The following is a 17397-nucleotide window of genomic DNA, read 5'->3' on the forward strand; positions in this document are numbered from 1 at the left end:
ACGAGGATTTTATTACTAATTATCTAGCTCTAATAATGCCAGCGCTGTGACTTCATCAATCACAATATCAGTGGCGTAACCTCCTTTTATCGCCCCTATTGTTGCCTGAATATTTTCCACACCACCAGCAATAAAAAGTCTCTGTGTTATTTGTCTTAACTGAGCAAGGCTTATTCCCATTATCCTAAGATCAATATCAGAAACCAGAGGATTGCCTTGCGCATCATAAAAACGTCCACAAATTACACCAACAGCACCCAAATCACGATATTGAGCCATCTCACTGCTCGTTAAAACCCCCGTTGTAACCAAAGGATTATCATCTAATGTATTACCCACAACAAAAAGGGCTTTATTACACTGATTTAGCGCTGAAAAATTACGCCTAATAATAGGTTCAGCTTGAAGTTCCATTGCTAGACGTGCACTAGAAACCACCGCAGGCACATGCAAATTAATACTGCACCCTGACAACTTGTTTGCGATTAACGCGGCTGCTTCTGTTGTTTTAAAATCAGGCTGTGGCGCTACTGCACCTATCATTTGTAGTACTGTGATATTTTTTAATGACTTGGGTGGAAGATAATTACCCAATTTATAAATTGTTCGTCCCCAAGCAACACCTAAAATATCATCGTCATTAATTATCTGAGAAAGATACATCGCTCCTGCTTTCGCTAATCTTTCTCTATTCATATTTAAAGTGTGTTGCGATTTATTCTTTTCTTCATCAGGTAAAATAAGCACATTATTAAGATCGAATTTTGCTTTTATTCTGATGGCATAATCAATCGTAGAAAATACTGATGAATCCAAGTTAATATTTACGAATCCTTTTTCTCTAGCTAGATGCAAATATTTCACGACGGTAACTCGAGAAACACCCATAATATTTGCAACTTCACTTTGACTGAGTCCGTCTTGATAGTAAAGCCACGCAGCATAGAGAACGGGATCATTATCAAATAAACTCGCGTTTTTTAGCGAATTATTATCCATTTTAAACCCCACAAATTTTTATAAATCTTATGACTAATTAGTTTATTTTATATTAGAGATATTATTGAAGGTAAAAATGCCTTTAGCAAAATTAAGCCTTATAACACAAATAGATACATTTCATTAATCTAATAATAATATCGGCACCCTGATATTTTTCTTTACTACAAGAACCTTATAATACGTAAAAAGCCCTTAATAATGCCGTAAACATTTCATATCGAGAAAGTTTTTTTTGAAAAAACTGTTTTATTTCGCTAAAAATAAAAATATTAGCTTTAAGTTTTAAAAAGTTTTATTTTGATAAAATTAAAATCACCAAACCTTATTGTTGCTATGAAAGATCGAATTAATTTTAAAAGGAAAAACAATGATAATTGCATACTCAACCGCACCAAATGAAACAATTGCTAATGAAATTGCTCACCACCTCATCAATGCAAAACTTGCTGCTTGTGTAAATTTAATACCTCACGTAAAGTCTATTTATCATTGGAACAATGAAATTATTGAAGATAATGAAATACTTATGATGATAAAATCCGAAAAAAGTAAACAGCAAAACTTAATTGATACTCTTATCGAAATACATCCTTATGATACTCCTGAAGTAATTATAATACCGATTGAAAATGGTTTTAAAGGTTATCTTAATTGGATCCATACCTCCTTGAATTAAAATAACGTTAAATTTTTAACGAGATCTCTTTTCTAATCTCTTTTTCAAAAAAATGATAATTAATTGTAAATTAAAGCATCTTATATCATCTCAATTATGAGACAAATAACTCAATGTTAATATTAAGCTAAATTTCTTATTTTTAATTATGACAAGTGTTTTAAATGTACTTTATAAATGTAAATATTTTAATTTCAGCGAACGATAATCTAGATAGTTAATTACATTTCGAATATAAAAATATTTGTTTTATTAACCTGAGTATTTTTAAAATACAGGAAAAATATAAGCAAAATAGCCTTTAATGCTAAATTAATAAGGTTACCAACATCTTATTCTTTTTATTCTCTGCTATAATAAATAGGCTTTCTCTAAATTACATGCAAAAAGGAGTAAGTTGTGAAAACAAACAGAGTCGCAAGACGTATTTTAGGTTTACCTTATAATTTGAGTCGGTCTAAAAAGAAAGTGCGTTTTTCCATTATTGCCTCTGCAAACGCAGAAAATATGCCTGCTGAGTTAAAAAATACAGCTAAAATCTGTTTAAAACAGGATTTTAGAAAGAACGCAGAGCACAAGCGTATATATATGAAGTTAACAGATGCTTACCCAGAGTATCTTGCAACTAATTAATATTTTTATATATCAACGCTATTTAATAAATATTTTTGCATTTAGTTTGTATACTTAAAATATTTAAAATAGCATATCCCTTACATTACGTAAGGGATATTAGTTTTCTAGGCTAGTTTATTTTTCTATTAGTTATAAAGCTCTTTTCTTATATTTATAAGAGCAACTTCTGCAATTGAAGGCTCAATTTTTTCAGGCAACAGGCTTAATTGAAATGCACTCTTAATAGTCTTAATAAGAATTTCACTGCGCTCTAATAATTCATTATAACTAAACTGACCTGCCTTAATTGCTAATAATTCATCTCTATTGTCACACCAAACCTTCACTTTACCTTCTTGTGCAATCCCTAATGCAATATAGAGTAATCTAAAGGTATGCATCATATTCTTACTATCATAACTTCTGCCATGATCGATATTTTGTTGGTAACGAACATCATTACGTTGCTCAACCCACTGCCAATATTCATGATATTGCTTGCGATATGTACTATAGCCTTCTTTATTAAAGCTAAGATAACCTTCTAGTTTTGCTGTTTTAGAAATACTACTTAGCAATACATCATTAGCATTTTCTTTTTTTATTATTCCTTGATAAGGCACTTTATCATCATAATAAATTGCATAAGTATCTTGAGCATGAGTAAGTTTTGCTAACCCAACATTCTCTTGTTTCCAACGCCGATTTTCTAACCAAGTATTGATTAATGTTGTTTTTCCATCTTCAATGACATAACAAAAATCAAGAATAGTTTTTAATTTTTTTTCAACCGGATTTACTATTTTTTTGTTTAGTCCCTGAGCTTTCTTAATCTGCCCTTGTGCATAGTGCACAAATGTTTGAACACAAGTTTTAGACAAAAACCATTCTGGTTTTATCAATGACATTAAAGGATGTCGATAAATAACCATCTGTTCGGGTGAATTAAGTAACTCTAAAATATTAGGATTAGATGCACACAATAGTTCTATAAATCGTCCAAGTTCATAATAGACTATATCATTGGTTTCATTACTTACTTGTGGTGTGTATTCCAACCCATAAAAAAGATCTTTAGGGAGATAAAAGACACCTTTAATATCTGTATCTGATGTTTCCGTTGCAAGATTATGTGAACGACTTCCAGCAATACTTTCAAATAAAAGGTAAGGTTTTATATCTTCAATAGTCAGTTTCATCTAATTTTTTCCTAAACCAATTATTTAAAATATTATTATCGGGTACTGTTCTCTTGGTTAATTGAACATTTGTCTCTTGCCATAAAAAGATCACCAGATGTTGCATTGCATCTGTTGGAACCCAAGTAAAATGTTCATCTTTATCTGATTTAAATTCTACTAGTTCTTTGATGGCTTTCTGTTCTTCGATAGTTAAAATTTTTATCAGCTTATCCAATTCCATAGGCGGAATGCTACTCGTTTTCACTGTCCAATAAGCGGATAAAAGAGAGCGTAACATATAGAACCATTTTTTTAATTTTATTGGCTCTGCACTAATCTCATTTTTAGCGTTATTTTCAGGAGAATATCCACTCACAACTTTAGCAATTCCTCTGTAATGATGAACAATCACTTTTGGTTGATAATAGAGTTCTGCAAGCTCAAATAACTCTTTTTGAACATTAGGATATTGTTGATAAATTATTGGCGATTGGAGCCACTCTAATAATATACAATTCGATTTGCGTAATAAGTGTAGAGCTTTGGTAATATCCCAAGCGCCTACATCAAACCAACTATTTTCTATCCATTCGAAGGTTTCTTTAGGTTTATCAATAGAAAGATAAGCATTGCGAGGTCGTATAAAAATACCTCGCACATCATAATCACTATCTGTTGAGGCAAATCCCCAAGCTCGACTACCACTTTCAGCAACATAGAGTAGTTTGACTTGATACTCTTGCTCTATCTGCGGGAGTTTTTTTAAAATCTCATTATGCATGATGTCCTTATCTCCTATTTTATTAATTTACAACATCATGTAGATGCTCTTGTTTATAATTCGAGTATTAAACAATAATAACGAAGTTAAAAAAAAGTGATCAATTCAATGTAATTAATAATGGATTTTTCTATGAATAACAATAAATTTAAAAGCATTGCTGAAATCAGAAAAAATAATCTAATTTATATCATTGAACGTTACTATAGCGGCAAACAAAAATTACTTGCTGATGCGTTAGGTGTAGCCCCAAGTATGATCTCCCGTTACCTATCACTAAAAAACTTAAAAAGTCATCGCGAACTTACCGCTCACATGTCACGAAAAATTGAATATGTGACTAAAATTAGTAAATATTGGATGGACATAGACCATTTGAAAGAGGGTCATGCGGAGTCAGAAAAAGAAGAATACATTCTGACCGAGATTGGACAAATACTTTCAGATAACATCACAACATTTATGTTAAACGATGGAATAAAATCAAGAGTTAAACTCTCTGTTGATTCGGGTCTTGCACAATCAACGGTTAACCGCATTATTAATTGTGAAGCCAGTGCCACCGCTGAAAGCATTGATGCTATTGCTAAGGCAATGGGGCGTCAGGCTTACGAATTATTAATCCCTAAGAATGATAAAGGCGCTATTTATTACGATAGAAAAGCCTATTCTAAATTACCTTTAAGTGAACAAATATCAATTCAAAACTTTATTGAATTTATTATTTATAAAAATAATCCTACAACTAGTGAATAGATATATACAAAAAAGCCACCAGTAACATACTGATGGCTCTTGGTTTTTTAACCTTTATCAACGATTACTGATAAACGGTATTTTATTCCCACTCAATTATATTCTAGTGCTTTAACCTACTGATAAATATAAATTATATTTAAATTAGATATCAATAACACCGTCACCGATACCGTCATTATAAAATCTGTCTACTTTTTCATCGGTAAGAATTGAGGAGTTTTTCCTTTGCTTCCAGCTCTGAAATACAAAGGTTGAGTGTTCTGGTATTTTCATCTGCACGCTGAGCTTCACGCCCATATCGTTCAAGTGTTTCTCGTAGTTGTCGAGAAAGTTCACTGGCTTTGGCTTTCTCAATTCGGCAGGTATTGGTGTTATCGGTACTTGCAACTTCTGTTTTCGTGGTACCGGTTGAGAGCTGCACCCTGTCAAAGTGATTAAGAACACGATCAAGCAAAGCATCTGTGCGTATCGTATCATGCTGTTGTGCGTCATGATATATCTCCAACCTATTCTGCTGTTCATTGTCTGCTTGTTTACGCAGAACAATATTTGTGGCCACGTCCTTTTCATCTAATTGATTACCTGCAATCTGTTTATTCATTGCTCGGTTATCAAAATAAATACCGCCAGCAACAAAGCCAGCGGTAAAGGAAACAGCCAAAGCAATTAACGCTATGACAGTTTTATTCATTAACGAACCCCATTGTGCTCTAATGAAAAATGATTACCGTCAGGACGAGTTTTAAAACGCCCGCCCCAACTTCCCCCCAATGATTCCCAATATTCACCAAGTTCTTTATAGTCGCTGGTGGCTGTAAGGTATTTTCCGTTAGCATCAAATAGGTTGAAATCAACTGCTAAACGTTGAGTATGTAGACTGTTGCTAATACCCGATCCTTTCTTTGCATTAAGCTGTGCTTGTTCTGGTGTTCGATAAGCTTCGCCAAACGTCAATTTATATCCCTTCTGCTGAGCAAAGGTGATCAGCTTTGCAACCATACCTGTAAACGTATTTTGTTTATCGACTAATGACATATTCACCCCTTTATAAACTTGATGACATTGCCTTTACTGACTAGCAACGTTGTGCAGATCAGAATATTGGCAAAGATGTTGTAGATATCAGCGTGATAATTAGGATCGAAGTAAGCGCGAATAGGTACGCTTGAAGAGTAAGCAAGAATGAGGAAAGCTAACCATCCACCTTTTTTACAGTGTTGTCTGCCGTCACGTTTAAAATAGAACACACGTAGAAATATGACAGTACAGATGATGGCATTAACAATAGTGAGCAATGTTTCGCATTTCATTGTTGCCCTCCTTGTTTCGGTATATCAGCCCTTCCGTATGCTTTTACGCTTAACTTAACCACGAGCAAGGCGGAAACAAAAGCACCTACGGCATCGATATGTTCGATTTCGTATTGCTCAGGTTTTACACCGAAAAGGCCAGTAACAGAAATAAAGATAGTTGCTGCAGGGCTAAAGAATATAAGACCACAAACGAAGCTTAGAAAAGCTAATACCGATCTACGTTTAAAGCTATATTCAGTAGCAGCAGTGGTAAAGAAGATGGCTCCCAACAGTGAACCCATAACAACTTCTGCTGGAAGCCCTGCGAAGTAACCAAGAAAAGCAGTTGTGCCGATCCCAGCTTTTGTGTAGACATCTTCTTGCATGAGTGTAGTACCAGTGATTAATGAATAATCATGATACTACACAACCAAAAGATAACCAAAAAACCAAATAAACACCCAAACAGACCTTAAGCAATATAATTAGATCTTTATATATTATAATCATACAATATGCGACACATTATAAGTATTTATCATAAATATTAATCGTATGGAATGCCAATAAATGAATGGTGAAATAAAAACAATACAATACCTAAGAGGAATAGCTGCATTAGCTGTTGTCCTTTTTCACTATAGGTTTACTCTAAATGAATTCAATCAATTTGACATAAAAAATCTAGGAAATATTCTATTTTCATCAGGTTCATTTGGTGTTGATCTATTTTTTATGATAAGTGGTTTTGTTATTACTCTTTCTACAAAAAAAGATTATGGAAGAAGAAAAAATCTGATTAAATTCTCCTTAAAAAGATTTTTTAGAATATATCCATTATTAATAGTATGTGTTCTTATAGCATCATATATTTACAATAGTGATATAAAATCAATTATAAAATCTCTCATTCCAATACATTTGCAATATAATTACAATGCTCCATTTTTTGGATTAAATGTATTAATGGTTGCATGGACGCTAACATTTGAGTTGTTTTTTTATTTATTGTTCATGTTATCAATTATTGTAAATCATAAATATCGTGGTGTTGTATGTTGTCTATTAATAGTTTCACTTTTTTCTTTAGTAAGAATTGTATACACAGGTGAAATATCATTAATAGCTTATAAAACAATAGAATTTGATTACCCAACAATAATAACAGCACCATTATCATTAATATCATCCCCCATGATATTAGAATTCTGCTTGGGAATTATTTCTTTTTACATATATGAATATATAAAAAATCTAAAAACAATAAATATATCTTTTTTAAAGCCAATTTTTATATGTTGTATTTTTTATCTATTCATTTTATGTTTCTCAAAAAATGAATTTACAGGGCATGGAATAATGAGATGGGGTGGAATTTGTTTCCTTCTTTTAACTCTTTGTGTTATCTATGAGTTATTATTTGGGGTTGGTAATTTTAAATCACTAAACTTTCTAGGTGATATATCTTACTCACTTTATATGACACATCAACTTTCAGCAATATTACTTGCGTCATTATCTGCTTATTTATATCTAACTGGATTTCCAAAATTTATAAATGCTACACTAGGAGCTATAGCAATAGCATCTATCTCATACATTATTATAGAAAAACCTTTTATTAGAATTAGCAAAAAGTACACTAGCAATTAAATTGAGGGGCTTAGCCCCTCTTTTTATCATGCATCATACTTTGTTATTTCGAATGTACACGAACCCTGAATACCTTTACTATTGTTAACAAATTTCAGTAATTTTAAGTTTGTATCGTACGATAATTTTACATTCGTTTCAGCTACTGCACTAATATCGTTATATTCAAAACCTTTAGTATTAGCAAACACTCCCATCATGATTGGTGGATTCAAGCCATAGCACCACAATTTTCCATCTGAAGTTATACTATGAACTCCCATACCTATTTCGGTGTTATCCGTTTTTCCTATTGATGCTTTTATAGTGATTCCACTACCATTTATACGATACGAAGCAATATTCCAATTCTGTGATGTATTAATGTTTATCCATTCATCAGACAAATTGAGTGGCATCCAGTAATCATGATGCAATATCGCATCTTTCTTAGATGTGCAAGATAAGCCTAGATATTTAGCGATCATCTCTGCGATCCACTGCTGGCCGTTTCTGTTTGGATGTGCACCATCGTAGAACATACGCAGGTTATTCATGCGCTCCACATCTGTAGATAACCTCCCTTTAATAAGTAAATCGGGAAATGGTATATAGACACCTTTGGTTTCTCTAGCAGCACGACGCAACTCTCGTCGAGTAAATCGCCAAGGCTCTAATGACCACGTGAAGTCAACTACAATCAAAGGAGTGTTATAAACATTACAGTATTCAATCAACCAATCTATGCGTTGAGAGAACTCTATACGTTTAGGTATATTGCCCTCACCACTATAACTAATGTTCTTATCATTGAAACCAAGAGCAAGAATAAGACCACTTGCATTCTTTGCAACATCGGCTATCACATCTTGACTGACACTCATTAGTGTACGACCCGGTGTTGCGAATTGATTTAATGAACCACCACGTGTATGTGTTGATGTAAATGTGACAACATTATCAACACCGATCCCAGAAACACCAATAGGGTTTGATGTTTTATCTATTTTCTTGATTGTAAGGATCATGTTTCCCTGTTTGTTAGATAATATTCTGCGCTTTAGTACTAGATTTTTTACTACATTAGATGAAGTGTTAATTTCGTGCCACAATTCACCGTTGACTAATACCTGCATAATTCCGCCATTTGGCTGAGTACAATAAAATAATTGAATCTCATCAAACGTGGATGGAATGGAATAAACTAACTCAGCATTTAGTTCTTTTGTTTGATAGCAGGATCCACTGTATGTATTTGACGCGTATAGACCATCGTCCATTACTTCCCACAAACCAACCTTACTAACTAGTTTGAAAACATCCCAATCATCGCCGTAGCCCAATGGCAATGGAATAAAACCTTTATAGCTGTTAGTGCCATTATCTGCCGCAAACATGCGTGCAAATAAACTTGTCCACGAATGATAAAATAGACCTCCACCGTATGTTTTTGCTTCTCTTCCCGCTCCATCATAGCTAGAAAAATAACCATAGGTTATAGAATCACCAAGCACATTTAATGGGGCTAATTGATTCCATGGTGAGTTATTTCTTTTTTCATATCCTTTGATAGTTGCTATATTCTCTAGCCCAATATACGAGTCTGTTGAGTCATCTAAAATACGAAGCCAATATTTACCAGTAACTACATTTTTGAATCTATCAATACTATTTGGTGTGTTATATTCTTGGTGCGGATCAATAATAAAAATACCAGATCCAGTGTCACCAAACTCTTTCCAGCCCATCACACGAATTTGATTTTCTTCTCCATCAAATATTAATGCTTCTTTTTGGGTATTAAACACAGTTAGTTTATTGTTTTTTAAAATATCATCTATTTTTTCTTGTACAGTATGCCCGTCAATAGTGTTAATTAAGTTGGCACCTGTAGGTTTTGCCAATTCAATTAATACATCAGAGGCAGAGCCGCTCTCAGGTAAAATAGTAATTGGCTGACCATTATCATCAAATGCTAAAATCTTATTTGATCTTTGTTTTGTATCAGGAATTGTATTTATTGTTTTATCCCGTACTCGTAAAGTCTTTCCATAAGAATCACTCACAATATCATCTACATATTTTTTATTTGTGGCATCACCTTCTTTTTTAGGATCCCCTAAATTTTCAATCCTGTCTTTTTTAGCATCATAATAGTTTGATAGATAAGTAGGCTTACGCAGACATAATGATAAAAACCCCAATGTTTTTTGAATTAACATTGTTAGATAATCAAAAGCATCTTCATGTACTTCAGCAAAGAATTTCCCCTGATTACGTAAGTCAGTTTCTTGTACAACGGGTAAATCACGTTCTAATAATATCTTCCAGCCTTGAGCTAAAGGTTTATTTAAAACCACCTTACCACCATGATAAGAACCTGCACCAACAATAGTGTAATCGGTGCCATTCTTTAATGTAGTTTCATTACCATCGTTGTCAGCAACGACAACAATCAAGTGTCTGCTTTCAAAGATACGGAATCGAAAATCAAAATCCGTTGTTACGCCATTGCCTACATACTCTTCATGGCTTAGTTCAGTAGATACAGTCATTGCCCATCTCCTCTGGTGTTAATGAGGATATGATACGTTTAACTATAAAATATATCCATATTTGCAATAATGGTTATCAAATAGATAATTAAATTAACCATTTGGATGAACATTTTAATGCATTTACATTATTATAGTTTACGTAATTATTTTCATTAGTGAGGACTTTAGCCATGGAAAAGAAGTATAAATACCCTGCACCAGCTAACTATCCAGATGTAGTGAATACCGATAAAGGGATTGAAAAGTTAATTACAAAATCAAACCTTGAAGCACTTTTAACAAAGATGGGAGAAGATGGTCATGATGTATCAGCTCCGCTTGTAGAACTGATAGCAATGAGAAACTTTATAGTTCAAAAGATGAGAGGCAATAAAAATATAATACCGTTGGTGGAATGTATTTTAAATGAATTGAAAAAATGAGATATGCACCGCTTATGCGGTGCTATTTGTTACTTCATCTGCTCCTCAACCTGATTCAATAATGGTGACAAACAAAACAAGTTTTGGAAAGGTAATAGTTTGAGTAAAAATGGGTTAACATTGTGGTGTAAAAACTACATGGGTCAATCTAAATGAAAACAAAAAAATTTTTAATTTACTCACTTGTATTTGCATTAGGCGCAATTAGCTACCCACTTGTAAACATGGGCTGGGAACAGATAAACAAGGATGAAAGCATCTTTCTAACTGATTCAAATGCTAATTTCTTTAAGGAATATGTAATACCACTTCCAGAAGATGAAAAACCGAATAGCAATTACGATGTTTTCATCGCTTATAGTGATGATTCTAAAATAGAATTAAATATTAAACTAAAAATGTTTACTCATGATGAAACAACTAATTTTTTAGAGTTTATCGCTAACAAACCTTCCTTAATGAAGGATTCATTACGTGAAATGTATTGTAAAAAACTAAATGGTGAACCTCTATTTCCAGACTCAACACTGTATCCATTCATAACCGCAAGAGAGAAAAATAAAAATATAATACTTAATTATTATGATAAATCAGGTGAAACGCTTATTTTTGGATTTGGTATATCCCCATTAAATTGTATATAAAAGCCGATACATATCGGCTTTCTAATAAATTTATTTCAGATTTTCTTCAACTTTATTAAGTATCGGAGCAAAGTAAGGCAGATTCTGCCCTGGTATTATTTGTCTTGCTGCTCTGATCGGGCCATCATCAAAGTTACCACTTAGAATGCCACTCGATATCTCACGTAAGTTTTCTAATGTACCAAATGTAGGGCCAGCAATCGAACTCAATACGCCTCTACTAGCATAGCGTGATTGCGTTCCTGTTCCTATCATAGGACCTAATCCAACCGTTCCTTCACTGGCTTTCTCTAATATGTTATTAAATTCCATTAATGGACCTAATATACCTGAGCGATCAACACCCTCAATAATAAGTTTCTCGGGTGACCAATCGATATCCCTGCCAGCTAATGTATTTTTAATCGCATAAGTTAATGAACCTAGCATAATTTGCAGAGCCATTCCGTAATAAAAATGAGCATCTCCAGCCTGTATTCCGCTTATTGTTGCACGATTAAATGAGCCAAAAATAAACGATTTAAATTGGAATATATGTTTTCCAAACAGACCACTAGACCATAATGGAGTATCACCAATACCAGGAGTTATAACTGTATTATTAACGTCTTTCATGACGGCAGATTCAAAAGCACCGCGAACAACAGGATCATCCCATTTACTGCTATTACCTATACGCAGTCCATCAACTGTTTCACCATGTTTAGCAAATTGTTGTTGAATACGGCCCAGCATGCCTTCATCAATACCTAGCTTGGCTAGCCTAGCATTAGAAGCCTGAGACCCTAGAATAATATCCGCAGTATTTATACCATTTATTGTCTTATGGAAAGAGTTCCATTGATTCATTAGAGTCAAATTTCCAAATTTACCAGTCATATAATCTAAACCAGACTCTAAGGCACTACGTTGAGCATATCCATCTGTCAAATCAGCTATTGCTCGACTACGGTCTGATAAGTATACATCTAGACCAACGCCCATTTTTCTTAGCTCTTCCTTACCAGCTTTCCACACATCACTACGAGATAACCATTTACCATAAACGTTAAATGTTTTACTAAAGCCATTGACCATAACGGCACGAGCAACATCAGGGATTGCTGAAACAGTCATTCCACCAAGCATAGTTAAGAAGTTGAGATTACGCAGAACATTACCAGCTCGAATAAATGCATTTGAAGGGTTATCAGGACGTTTATAGACACCTAAAGCCCTATCTCTCATCGCCATGATGTCTTCTACATCACGTAGCTTCAACTTACTTAAGCGTCTAATTTCACCTGATTTTTCTAGCGCTTGAATAGCTTCTTTTTGTGCTGCATCAAGCTCTTGATTAATAAATTTAAAATACTCCTTTTCTGACATGTTATTTTTCTTATCAGCATATTTAGTTTCAAGTTCTTTTCTTAGTACCGAAGGATTGCCTTTCATGAGTTCGTCATATTCATCCTCGATGCTGCGTATTGTTCGCTCCATCGAAGATTCACCAAAAGCACGCGTTAACTCAACATTAGGAGCTGCATCTCGTATATGATGTTGCAAAACATAGCGGACATCATTCTCCAAAAATTCTTCAATTAATTCATCAGGTATCGCTAAAGTTCGAGATTTAGTTGAGCCAGGTAGCTTAACTGAAAAAGCATTGGCATAGTCTTGTGGTCTCATGGCTCCAGTAATTTTGTTAATTACTTCATCAGCAGCAACTTCCAAGTCTTCCAAAACTGCCTTTTCGCTTCTTGACCAGTAGTCCGTTAATATTTTTTTAAATTCGCTTCGTCTAGAAAGTATTTCACCTACACGATACAAGCGAGGAAAGTAGCTCATGCCACCTACAAGCTTTAAATCACTTGGTAAAAGACCCACAGCTTGTAATTCAGCCCTCACATTATCTAAAGCCGGTCGCAGTGCACGAGCTGTTTCCTGAACAACAGGGTTTGCACTTGTATCATTTCTACGCATTGCTTTTGTCACTTCAACAGCAAAATTAAAACGTCTGCCTGTTCCACCAGCAGCACGATATTTAGCATAGCCACTATTGGTAGTTATAATGACTGCAGCTTCATTACGTGACCACATTCTAATTTTAGTTTCAACAGCTGTAGGTGTCGCAATTCCTTCAAGATTCTTTGCTGTTGTGAAATTATTTTCAGCTAATAACTGAGCTGTTCTACGAGAGGTAACGGCTGGTGAATCCATTAAACGCCCGATCGGTGTCATTTTCATGACAGAATTAGCCCAATTCGGTCCTTTCATTGCTTCTTGAGCTAATGTTGTTTCTGCTACCCTTTGAGCGCCAACACTACCACCAGAGAGCGATTGAGCCAATGAGTTACTAATTTCATTAGTAGCTCTCTTTTTTACCTCTGCGCTTATCAAGTGACCAGCACTACCAACCATACCGCCCAAAATAGCACCTGCAGTTGTATGTATTACGCTTTCTTCAAATGTTCTAGTGTATTGTTGCTGATGTAATATAAACTCACTAGCTGCAGTGCTTAGACCAACCGTTGCTGCGGTAGTAGATGCTTTTGCAATAAGCCCTCCTTGCGCACCTGGAATCAACAGGCTTCCTAGTGTTATAGGATCCAATAACCCCGCAGTGAAAGAAGCTAGAGTACCTTGCCAACCTGATTCAGCTAAATGCTGTCTATCCTGATTTTCATTATCTATTTGTTGTTTTATCCATGCGGTTTCTTGAGGAGAACGTGAGTCTGCGAATTTTGTAGCCCACATTCTGTAACCATCTAACTCATTAGGATCATTGTAAGGGTTATAATCATCCTCTCTTTCAAAATCAGGCGCAGGATTAAATAACCCTGAAAGTATATTATACTGCCTAAATGCAGCGCCCATCACTGACGGGCCTTCTTCTTGAGGTTTTGGGTTAATTCCAACTTCATACGGCGTATCCCAGCCTTTAGTATATGGAAGCGTAAAGTTATTAGCAGGTCCTTCTGTTTCTGGATAAATTGGCATTATTCATTACCTCCCCAAGAAAAATAGCTACTTAATTGCTCTTTCTGCCTTTCAATACGTTGTTCATGAGCTTGTTCATACTGCTTATCAAACTCATCATGACGATCATAGAATGCTCTCCTTGCTTGACCTTTAGCATCTTGCTTAATTTCATATTCAGCGGCTTCTGCAAGTAAATCTTGATATGGCTTATAACTCTCTAATTCAGGCTTATATCTTATTTTAGAACCTGATTCATCATGATAAGGCTGTAAAGTTGGTATTCCATTCTTATCTTCTTTGGAAATAAATATGGCGTAATCACCATTCCTAGGTGTGAGATGATCGACAACTAAGATAATTTCACCATCAACTATGGGTTTAGGTTTATTCTCTGAAGTATCAATTCCTCCTGTTGTGTTATTTACTCTGAATCCTATATCTTGATTGCTTTTACGCTCTTCACCATATTTTAATTTCCATTTCTCCTCTTCCCATTGTTTTGCTTGCCATCCATCAGGCCCTCCTTTATATAATGCTTCTGGGGCATATTTCATTAATTCTGCTTTGCCGTTTATTTCAGTGATAGACCATTTTCTTGATATTTGCTGATCGGTCATCTTTTTGGCGATTTCATCATTACCACCAGCAATTCGATAATTAAGGTCATATAAAGATTCATAATCATTTCTAAATAAGGCTGCTTCATTAGTCTTATCAGTAGCAGATGGATCAATACGAAAAATCTGCCCTAGATCACTCACAAAGCCTTTTGCTGACATCAATCGATTATTTTTATAATCAGTAGAAGATTGATCTTTTGATAACTGCTCTTTTACATCATCTGTTTGTTTATATGTTAAGTTATAAGCATGTTCTACAGATTTTGTATCATCTACACCTACGCTTCTAAGTTGATTTACTTGTAAATAAAATGCCTGCTTTTCTTTTGACATACCTGTTATTGCTGTTGGGTTTGTTTCATATAACCGACTAACAAAGTCAGCGACAGGCAACACTGTTTTTGCATCTTGGGTAACAGCGGCAGCGTTAAGATGGGATAATAATTGCGTAGGAATAATCCCTGTATTTCCAACTAGCTTAAGAACACCTGTTACCTGTTCTTCATTGCTTAAATTAAGGTTAGCAAAATGAGATGCATAATAACTATCGGTGGCTGCTTTATTACTTTTGCTACTTGGATCAAGTGGAATGCCATAATTAATTGCATTTGAAACCATTTGAGCACCTTGATTAGCCTCCCATGCTTTATCAAACTCATTGAACTTAATACGCATCTTTTCATATCTCTGCTGTTGAGCAGCAAAGTTAGGAGCGTTAGGGTCTTTAGGTCTATTCTGTTCTAAAATATCAGAGCGGCTATCAGGGCTAACCTCTCTTGCTGCAGCAATTATGCTTCCATATTTCAATTGTTCTTGCACTTCCGCATAGGCTTTAAGACCCTTATATTCCCCATACGCTCTGGTATAAGCAGCTTCACTAGGAACATTTGTAGGCTGCAACCCTTCATCTGTAGCAGCATAAATATTTTTATTAATTAAAGATATTTCATCAGAATACTGCTTTCTTCTTTCACTTTGCGCAGCTTCACCTTGTTTTCTGATTTGGTATTGCTGCATAGGTGTTAGTAGATTCCACCATGGGCTATTAGTATTAGTAATTTGCCTACTTTGCGTTTGGTATTGTGACGCCTCTGGTTGTGGTAACCTAGTAAACCCTAGTGCAGCTTGAAGACCTGTGTTTACTTGATCGTCTGTAACACTATGCTTTCCTTCCATTTGCATAATAGCTGTTGTGATATTCTTCAACGTTTCGATATTGCTAACATCAATCGGTATATTCGGATCAACACCTAATTTATCTGAGACGAAAGCAATATATTTATCTGTTTTATTGCCATCTTTTTCTGGCGCATAACGGCTAATTATCTGGTTTATCGTAACAATACCGTTATTGCGATAAGTAAGTAGATTTTTACCTAAAGCACGTACACCATGCTCTGGTGTGGCAAAACGAACAAATTCACCATCATCTCCTATTTGCCCTTCCCATTTGTTATCAGAAACTCTGATATTACCCGGATTATTATTTCTTCCATTTCTATCATCAGGATCAGAAGAACTATTTGATGTATTACTTGGAACACGAATAACACCACCAATATCTGATGGTTCACCTATTACATTAAATGTTCCCATAGCATCAGTTGCCATTGCATTCTGTGCAGCAGTCCAAGCAACTTGATTGTTAAAATTATCTACTTTTGCTGAAATTTCTTCCTCGCTAATACCACGAGCACGATTGAATTCAACAATACTATGTTGCCCCAATGTCATAAAACTAATAAAAGCTTGAGGATTATTGAAACTATCAGAAGCATTTTTTGCATAGCCAGCGACAATCCCATCATTCCGACTAGTTTCAAATGATTGAACTTCTTTTAATTCATAAGATTTAGTCTGATTAGCATACTGTCTTTTAATCACATTAAATTGTTTAAGAAAATCTTCTTGTGAACCTTCAGGCAATTGTGACATTAACTCTTGCCCTTTTGATTCTATATTGAAAATTATTTCATCAGATTGACCAACTGCATTTTTACCTTGCTTCGTGTATAGACCCGTTTGAGGATTATTAAACAGATCATCTGCATGGTCTTGGAGTTGCAATAGTGCATCTTGCGCCAGTGCAACATTGGCTCTTTGTTTTGCTTCTGCAAACAAACCAACATATTGCTCACCAACACGACCAATGCCAGCGCCAAAAGCATCAGGTGATGATTGAACAGAAAACCCATTATTTGGTAACTGCTCAGGCATAACCGTTCTATTATCGTATGTAGGAACCTTTGGCATG

16 protein-coding genes are annotated in these 17397 nt (G+C 34.7%); 6 read left to right on the top strand and 10 right to left on the bottom strand.

Features of this window, described 5'->3' with window-relative positions:
* Positions 1 to 15 precede the first annotated feature (15 nt).
* The gene (locus ACWPWK_RS02195; protein ID WP_099075600.1) at positions 16 to 999 is read right to left on the bottom strand and encodes a sugar-binding transcriptional regulator; all 984 of its coding nucleotides are present in this window, start codon (positions 997 to 999) and stop codon (positions 16 to 18) included.
* A 370-nt stretch (positions 1000 to 1369) separates the two neighbouring features.
* On the opposite strand from ACWPWK_RS02195, the gene cutA reads away from it, so the two are divergent.
* Complete coding sequence (gene cutA / locus ACWPWK_RS02200) at positions 1370 to 1678, top strand: divalent-cation tolerance protein CutA (protein WP_109373596.1); 309 nt, start codon at positions 1370 to 1372, stop codon at positions 1676 to 1678.
* A gap of 399 nt (positions 1679 to 2077) precedes the next feature.
* Complete coding sequence (gene sra / locus ACWPWK_RS02205) at positions 2078 to 2311, top strand: stationary-phase-induced ribosome-associated protein (protein ID WP_109373597.1); 234 nt, start codon at positions 2078 to 2080, stop codon at positions 2309 to 2311.
* Between the two features lie 128 nt (positions 2312 to 2439).
* Here the strand turns inward: sra and ACWPWK_RS02210 are convergent, their stop codons facing one another.
* Together ACWPWK_RS02210 and ACWPWK_RS02215 are read right to left on the bottom strand one after the other, a co-directional pair.
* On the bottom strand, positions 2440 to 3492 hold the full coding sequence (locus tag ACWPWK_RS02210) for a DNA polymerase beta superfamily protein (protein ID WP_109373598.1): 1053 nt from the start codon (positions 3490 to 3492) through the stop codon (positions 2440 to 2442).
* Entirely contained in the window at positions 3476 to 4255 is a 780-nt protein-coding gene (locus tag ACWPWK_RS02215; protein ID WP_109373599.1) for a nucleotidyltransferase domain-containing protein, read from the bottom strand. The genes ACWPWK_RS02210 and ACWPWK_RS02215 overlap by 17 nt, the downstream gene beginning before the upstream one ends.
* 132 nt (positions 4256 to 4387) lie before the next feature.
* Between ACWPWK_RS02215 and ACWPWK_RS02220 the strand changes: the two genes are divergently transcribed.
* Complete coding sequence (locus tag ACWPWK_RS02220; protein ID WP_109373600.1) at positions 4388 to 5011, top strand: DNA-binding protein; 624 nt, start codon at positions 4388 to 4390, stop codon at positions 5009 to 5011.
* Between the two features lie 199 nt (positions 5012 to 5210).
* Here the strand turns inward: ACWPWK_RS02220 and ACWPWK_RS02225 are convergent, their stop codons facing one another.
* Genes ACWPWK_RS02225 through ACWPWK_RS02240 form a run of 4 tightly spaced genes read right to left on the bottom strand, consistent with a single transcriptional unit; the run spans position 5211 to position 6692 of the window.
* Positions 5211 to 5705 carry a hypothetical protein gene (locus ACWPWK_RS02225; RefSeq protein WP_109373601.1) on the bottom strand — a complete coding sequence of 165 codons (495 nt, stop codon included), beginning with the start codon at positions 5703 to 5705 and terminating at the stop codon, positions 5211 to 5213.
* On the bottom strand, positions 5705 to 6049 hold the full coding sequence (locus ACWPWK_RS02230; protein ID WP_036936219.1) for a M15 family metallopeptidase: 345 nt from the start codon (positions 6047 to 6049) through the stop codon (positions 5705 to 5707). The genes ACWPWK_RS02225 and ACWPWK_RS02230 overlap by 1 nt, the downstream gene beginning before the upstream one ends.
* A 2-nt stretch (positions 6050 to 6051) precedes the next feature.
* Positions 6052 to 6324, bottom strand: a complete 273-nt coding sequence (locus tag ACWPWK_RS02235) for a phage holin family protein (RefSeq protein WP_004243326.1) — start codon at positions 6322 to 6324, stop codon at positions 6052 to 6054.
* Positions 6321 to 6692 carry a putative holin gene (locus tag ACWPWK_RS02240; protein WP_020945795.1) on the bottom strand — a complete coding sequence of 124 codons (372 nt, stop codon included), beginning with the start codon at positions 6690 to 6692 and terminating at the stop codon, positions 6321 to 6323. The genes ACWPWK_RS02235 and ACWPWK_RS02240 overlap by 4 nt, the downstream gene beginning before the upstream one ends.
* Before the next feature lie 184 nt (positions 6693 to 6876).
* Between ACWPWK_RS02240 and ACWPWK_RS02245 the strand changes: the two genes are divergently transcribed.
* Positions 6877 to 7959: an acyltransferase family protein gene (locus ACWPWK_RS02245; protein WP_109373602.1), complete on the top strand. Its 1083-nt coding sequence runs from the start codon at positions 6877 to 6879 to the stop codon at positions 7957 to 7959.
* Between the two features lie 26 nt (positions 7960 to 7985).
* Here the strand turns inward: ACWPWK_RS02245 and ACWPWK_RS02250 are convergent, their stop codons facing one another.
* A complete protein-coding gene (locus ACWPWK_RS02250) occupies positions 7986 to 10493 on the bottom strand; it encodes a hypothetical protein (RefSeq protein ID WP_109373603.1) in 2508 nt (835 codons plus the stop codon).
* Positions 10494 to 10666: 173 nt separating this feature from the next.
* On the opposite strand from ACWPWK_RS02250, the gene ACWPWK_RS02255 reads away from it, so the two are divergent.
* Together ACWPWK_RS02255 and ACWPWK_RS02260 are read left to right on the top strand one after the other, a co-directional pair.
* Positions 10667 to 10918, top strand: coding sequence for a hypothetical protein (locus ACWPWK_RS02255; RefSeq protein ID WP_072068358.1), 252 nt, complete (start codon positions 10667 to 10669; stop codon positions 10916 to 10918).
* 152 nt (positions 10919 to 11070) lie between these two features.
* On the top strand, positions 11071 to 11562 hold the full coding sequence (locus ACWPWK_RS02260) for a hypothetical protein (protein WP_109373604.1): 492 nt from the start codon (positions 11071 to 11073) through the stop codon (positions 11560 to 11562).
* A 30-nt stretch (positions 11563 to 11592) separates the two neighbouring features.
* Here the strand turns inward: ACWPWK_RS02260 and ACWPWK_RS02265 are convergent, their stop codons facing one another.
* Both ACWPWK_RS02265 and ACWPWK_RS02270 read right to left on the bottom strand, forming a co-directional pair.
* Positions 11593 to 14541, bottom strand: coding sequence for a hypothetical protein (locus ACWPWK_RS02265; RefSeq protein WP_109373605.1), 2949 nt, complete (start codon positions 14539 to 14541; stop codon positions 11593 to 11595).
* The gene (locus ACWPWK_RS02270) at positions 14541 to 17396 is read right to left on the bottom strand and encodes a hypothetical protein (protein ID WP_109373606.1); all 2856 of its coding nucleotides are present in this window, start codon (positions 17394 to 17396) and stop codon (positions 14541 to 14543) included. Before ACWPWK_RS02270 ends, ACWPWK_RS02265 begins: the two co-directional genes overlap by 1 nt.
* Position 17397: the final 1 nt, after the last annotated feature.

The organism is Proteus sp. Marseille-Q3619, assembly GCF_965283115.1.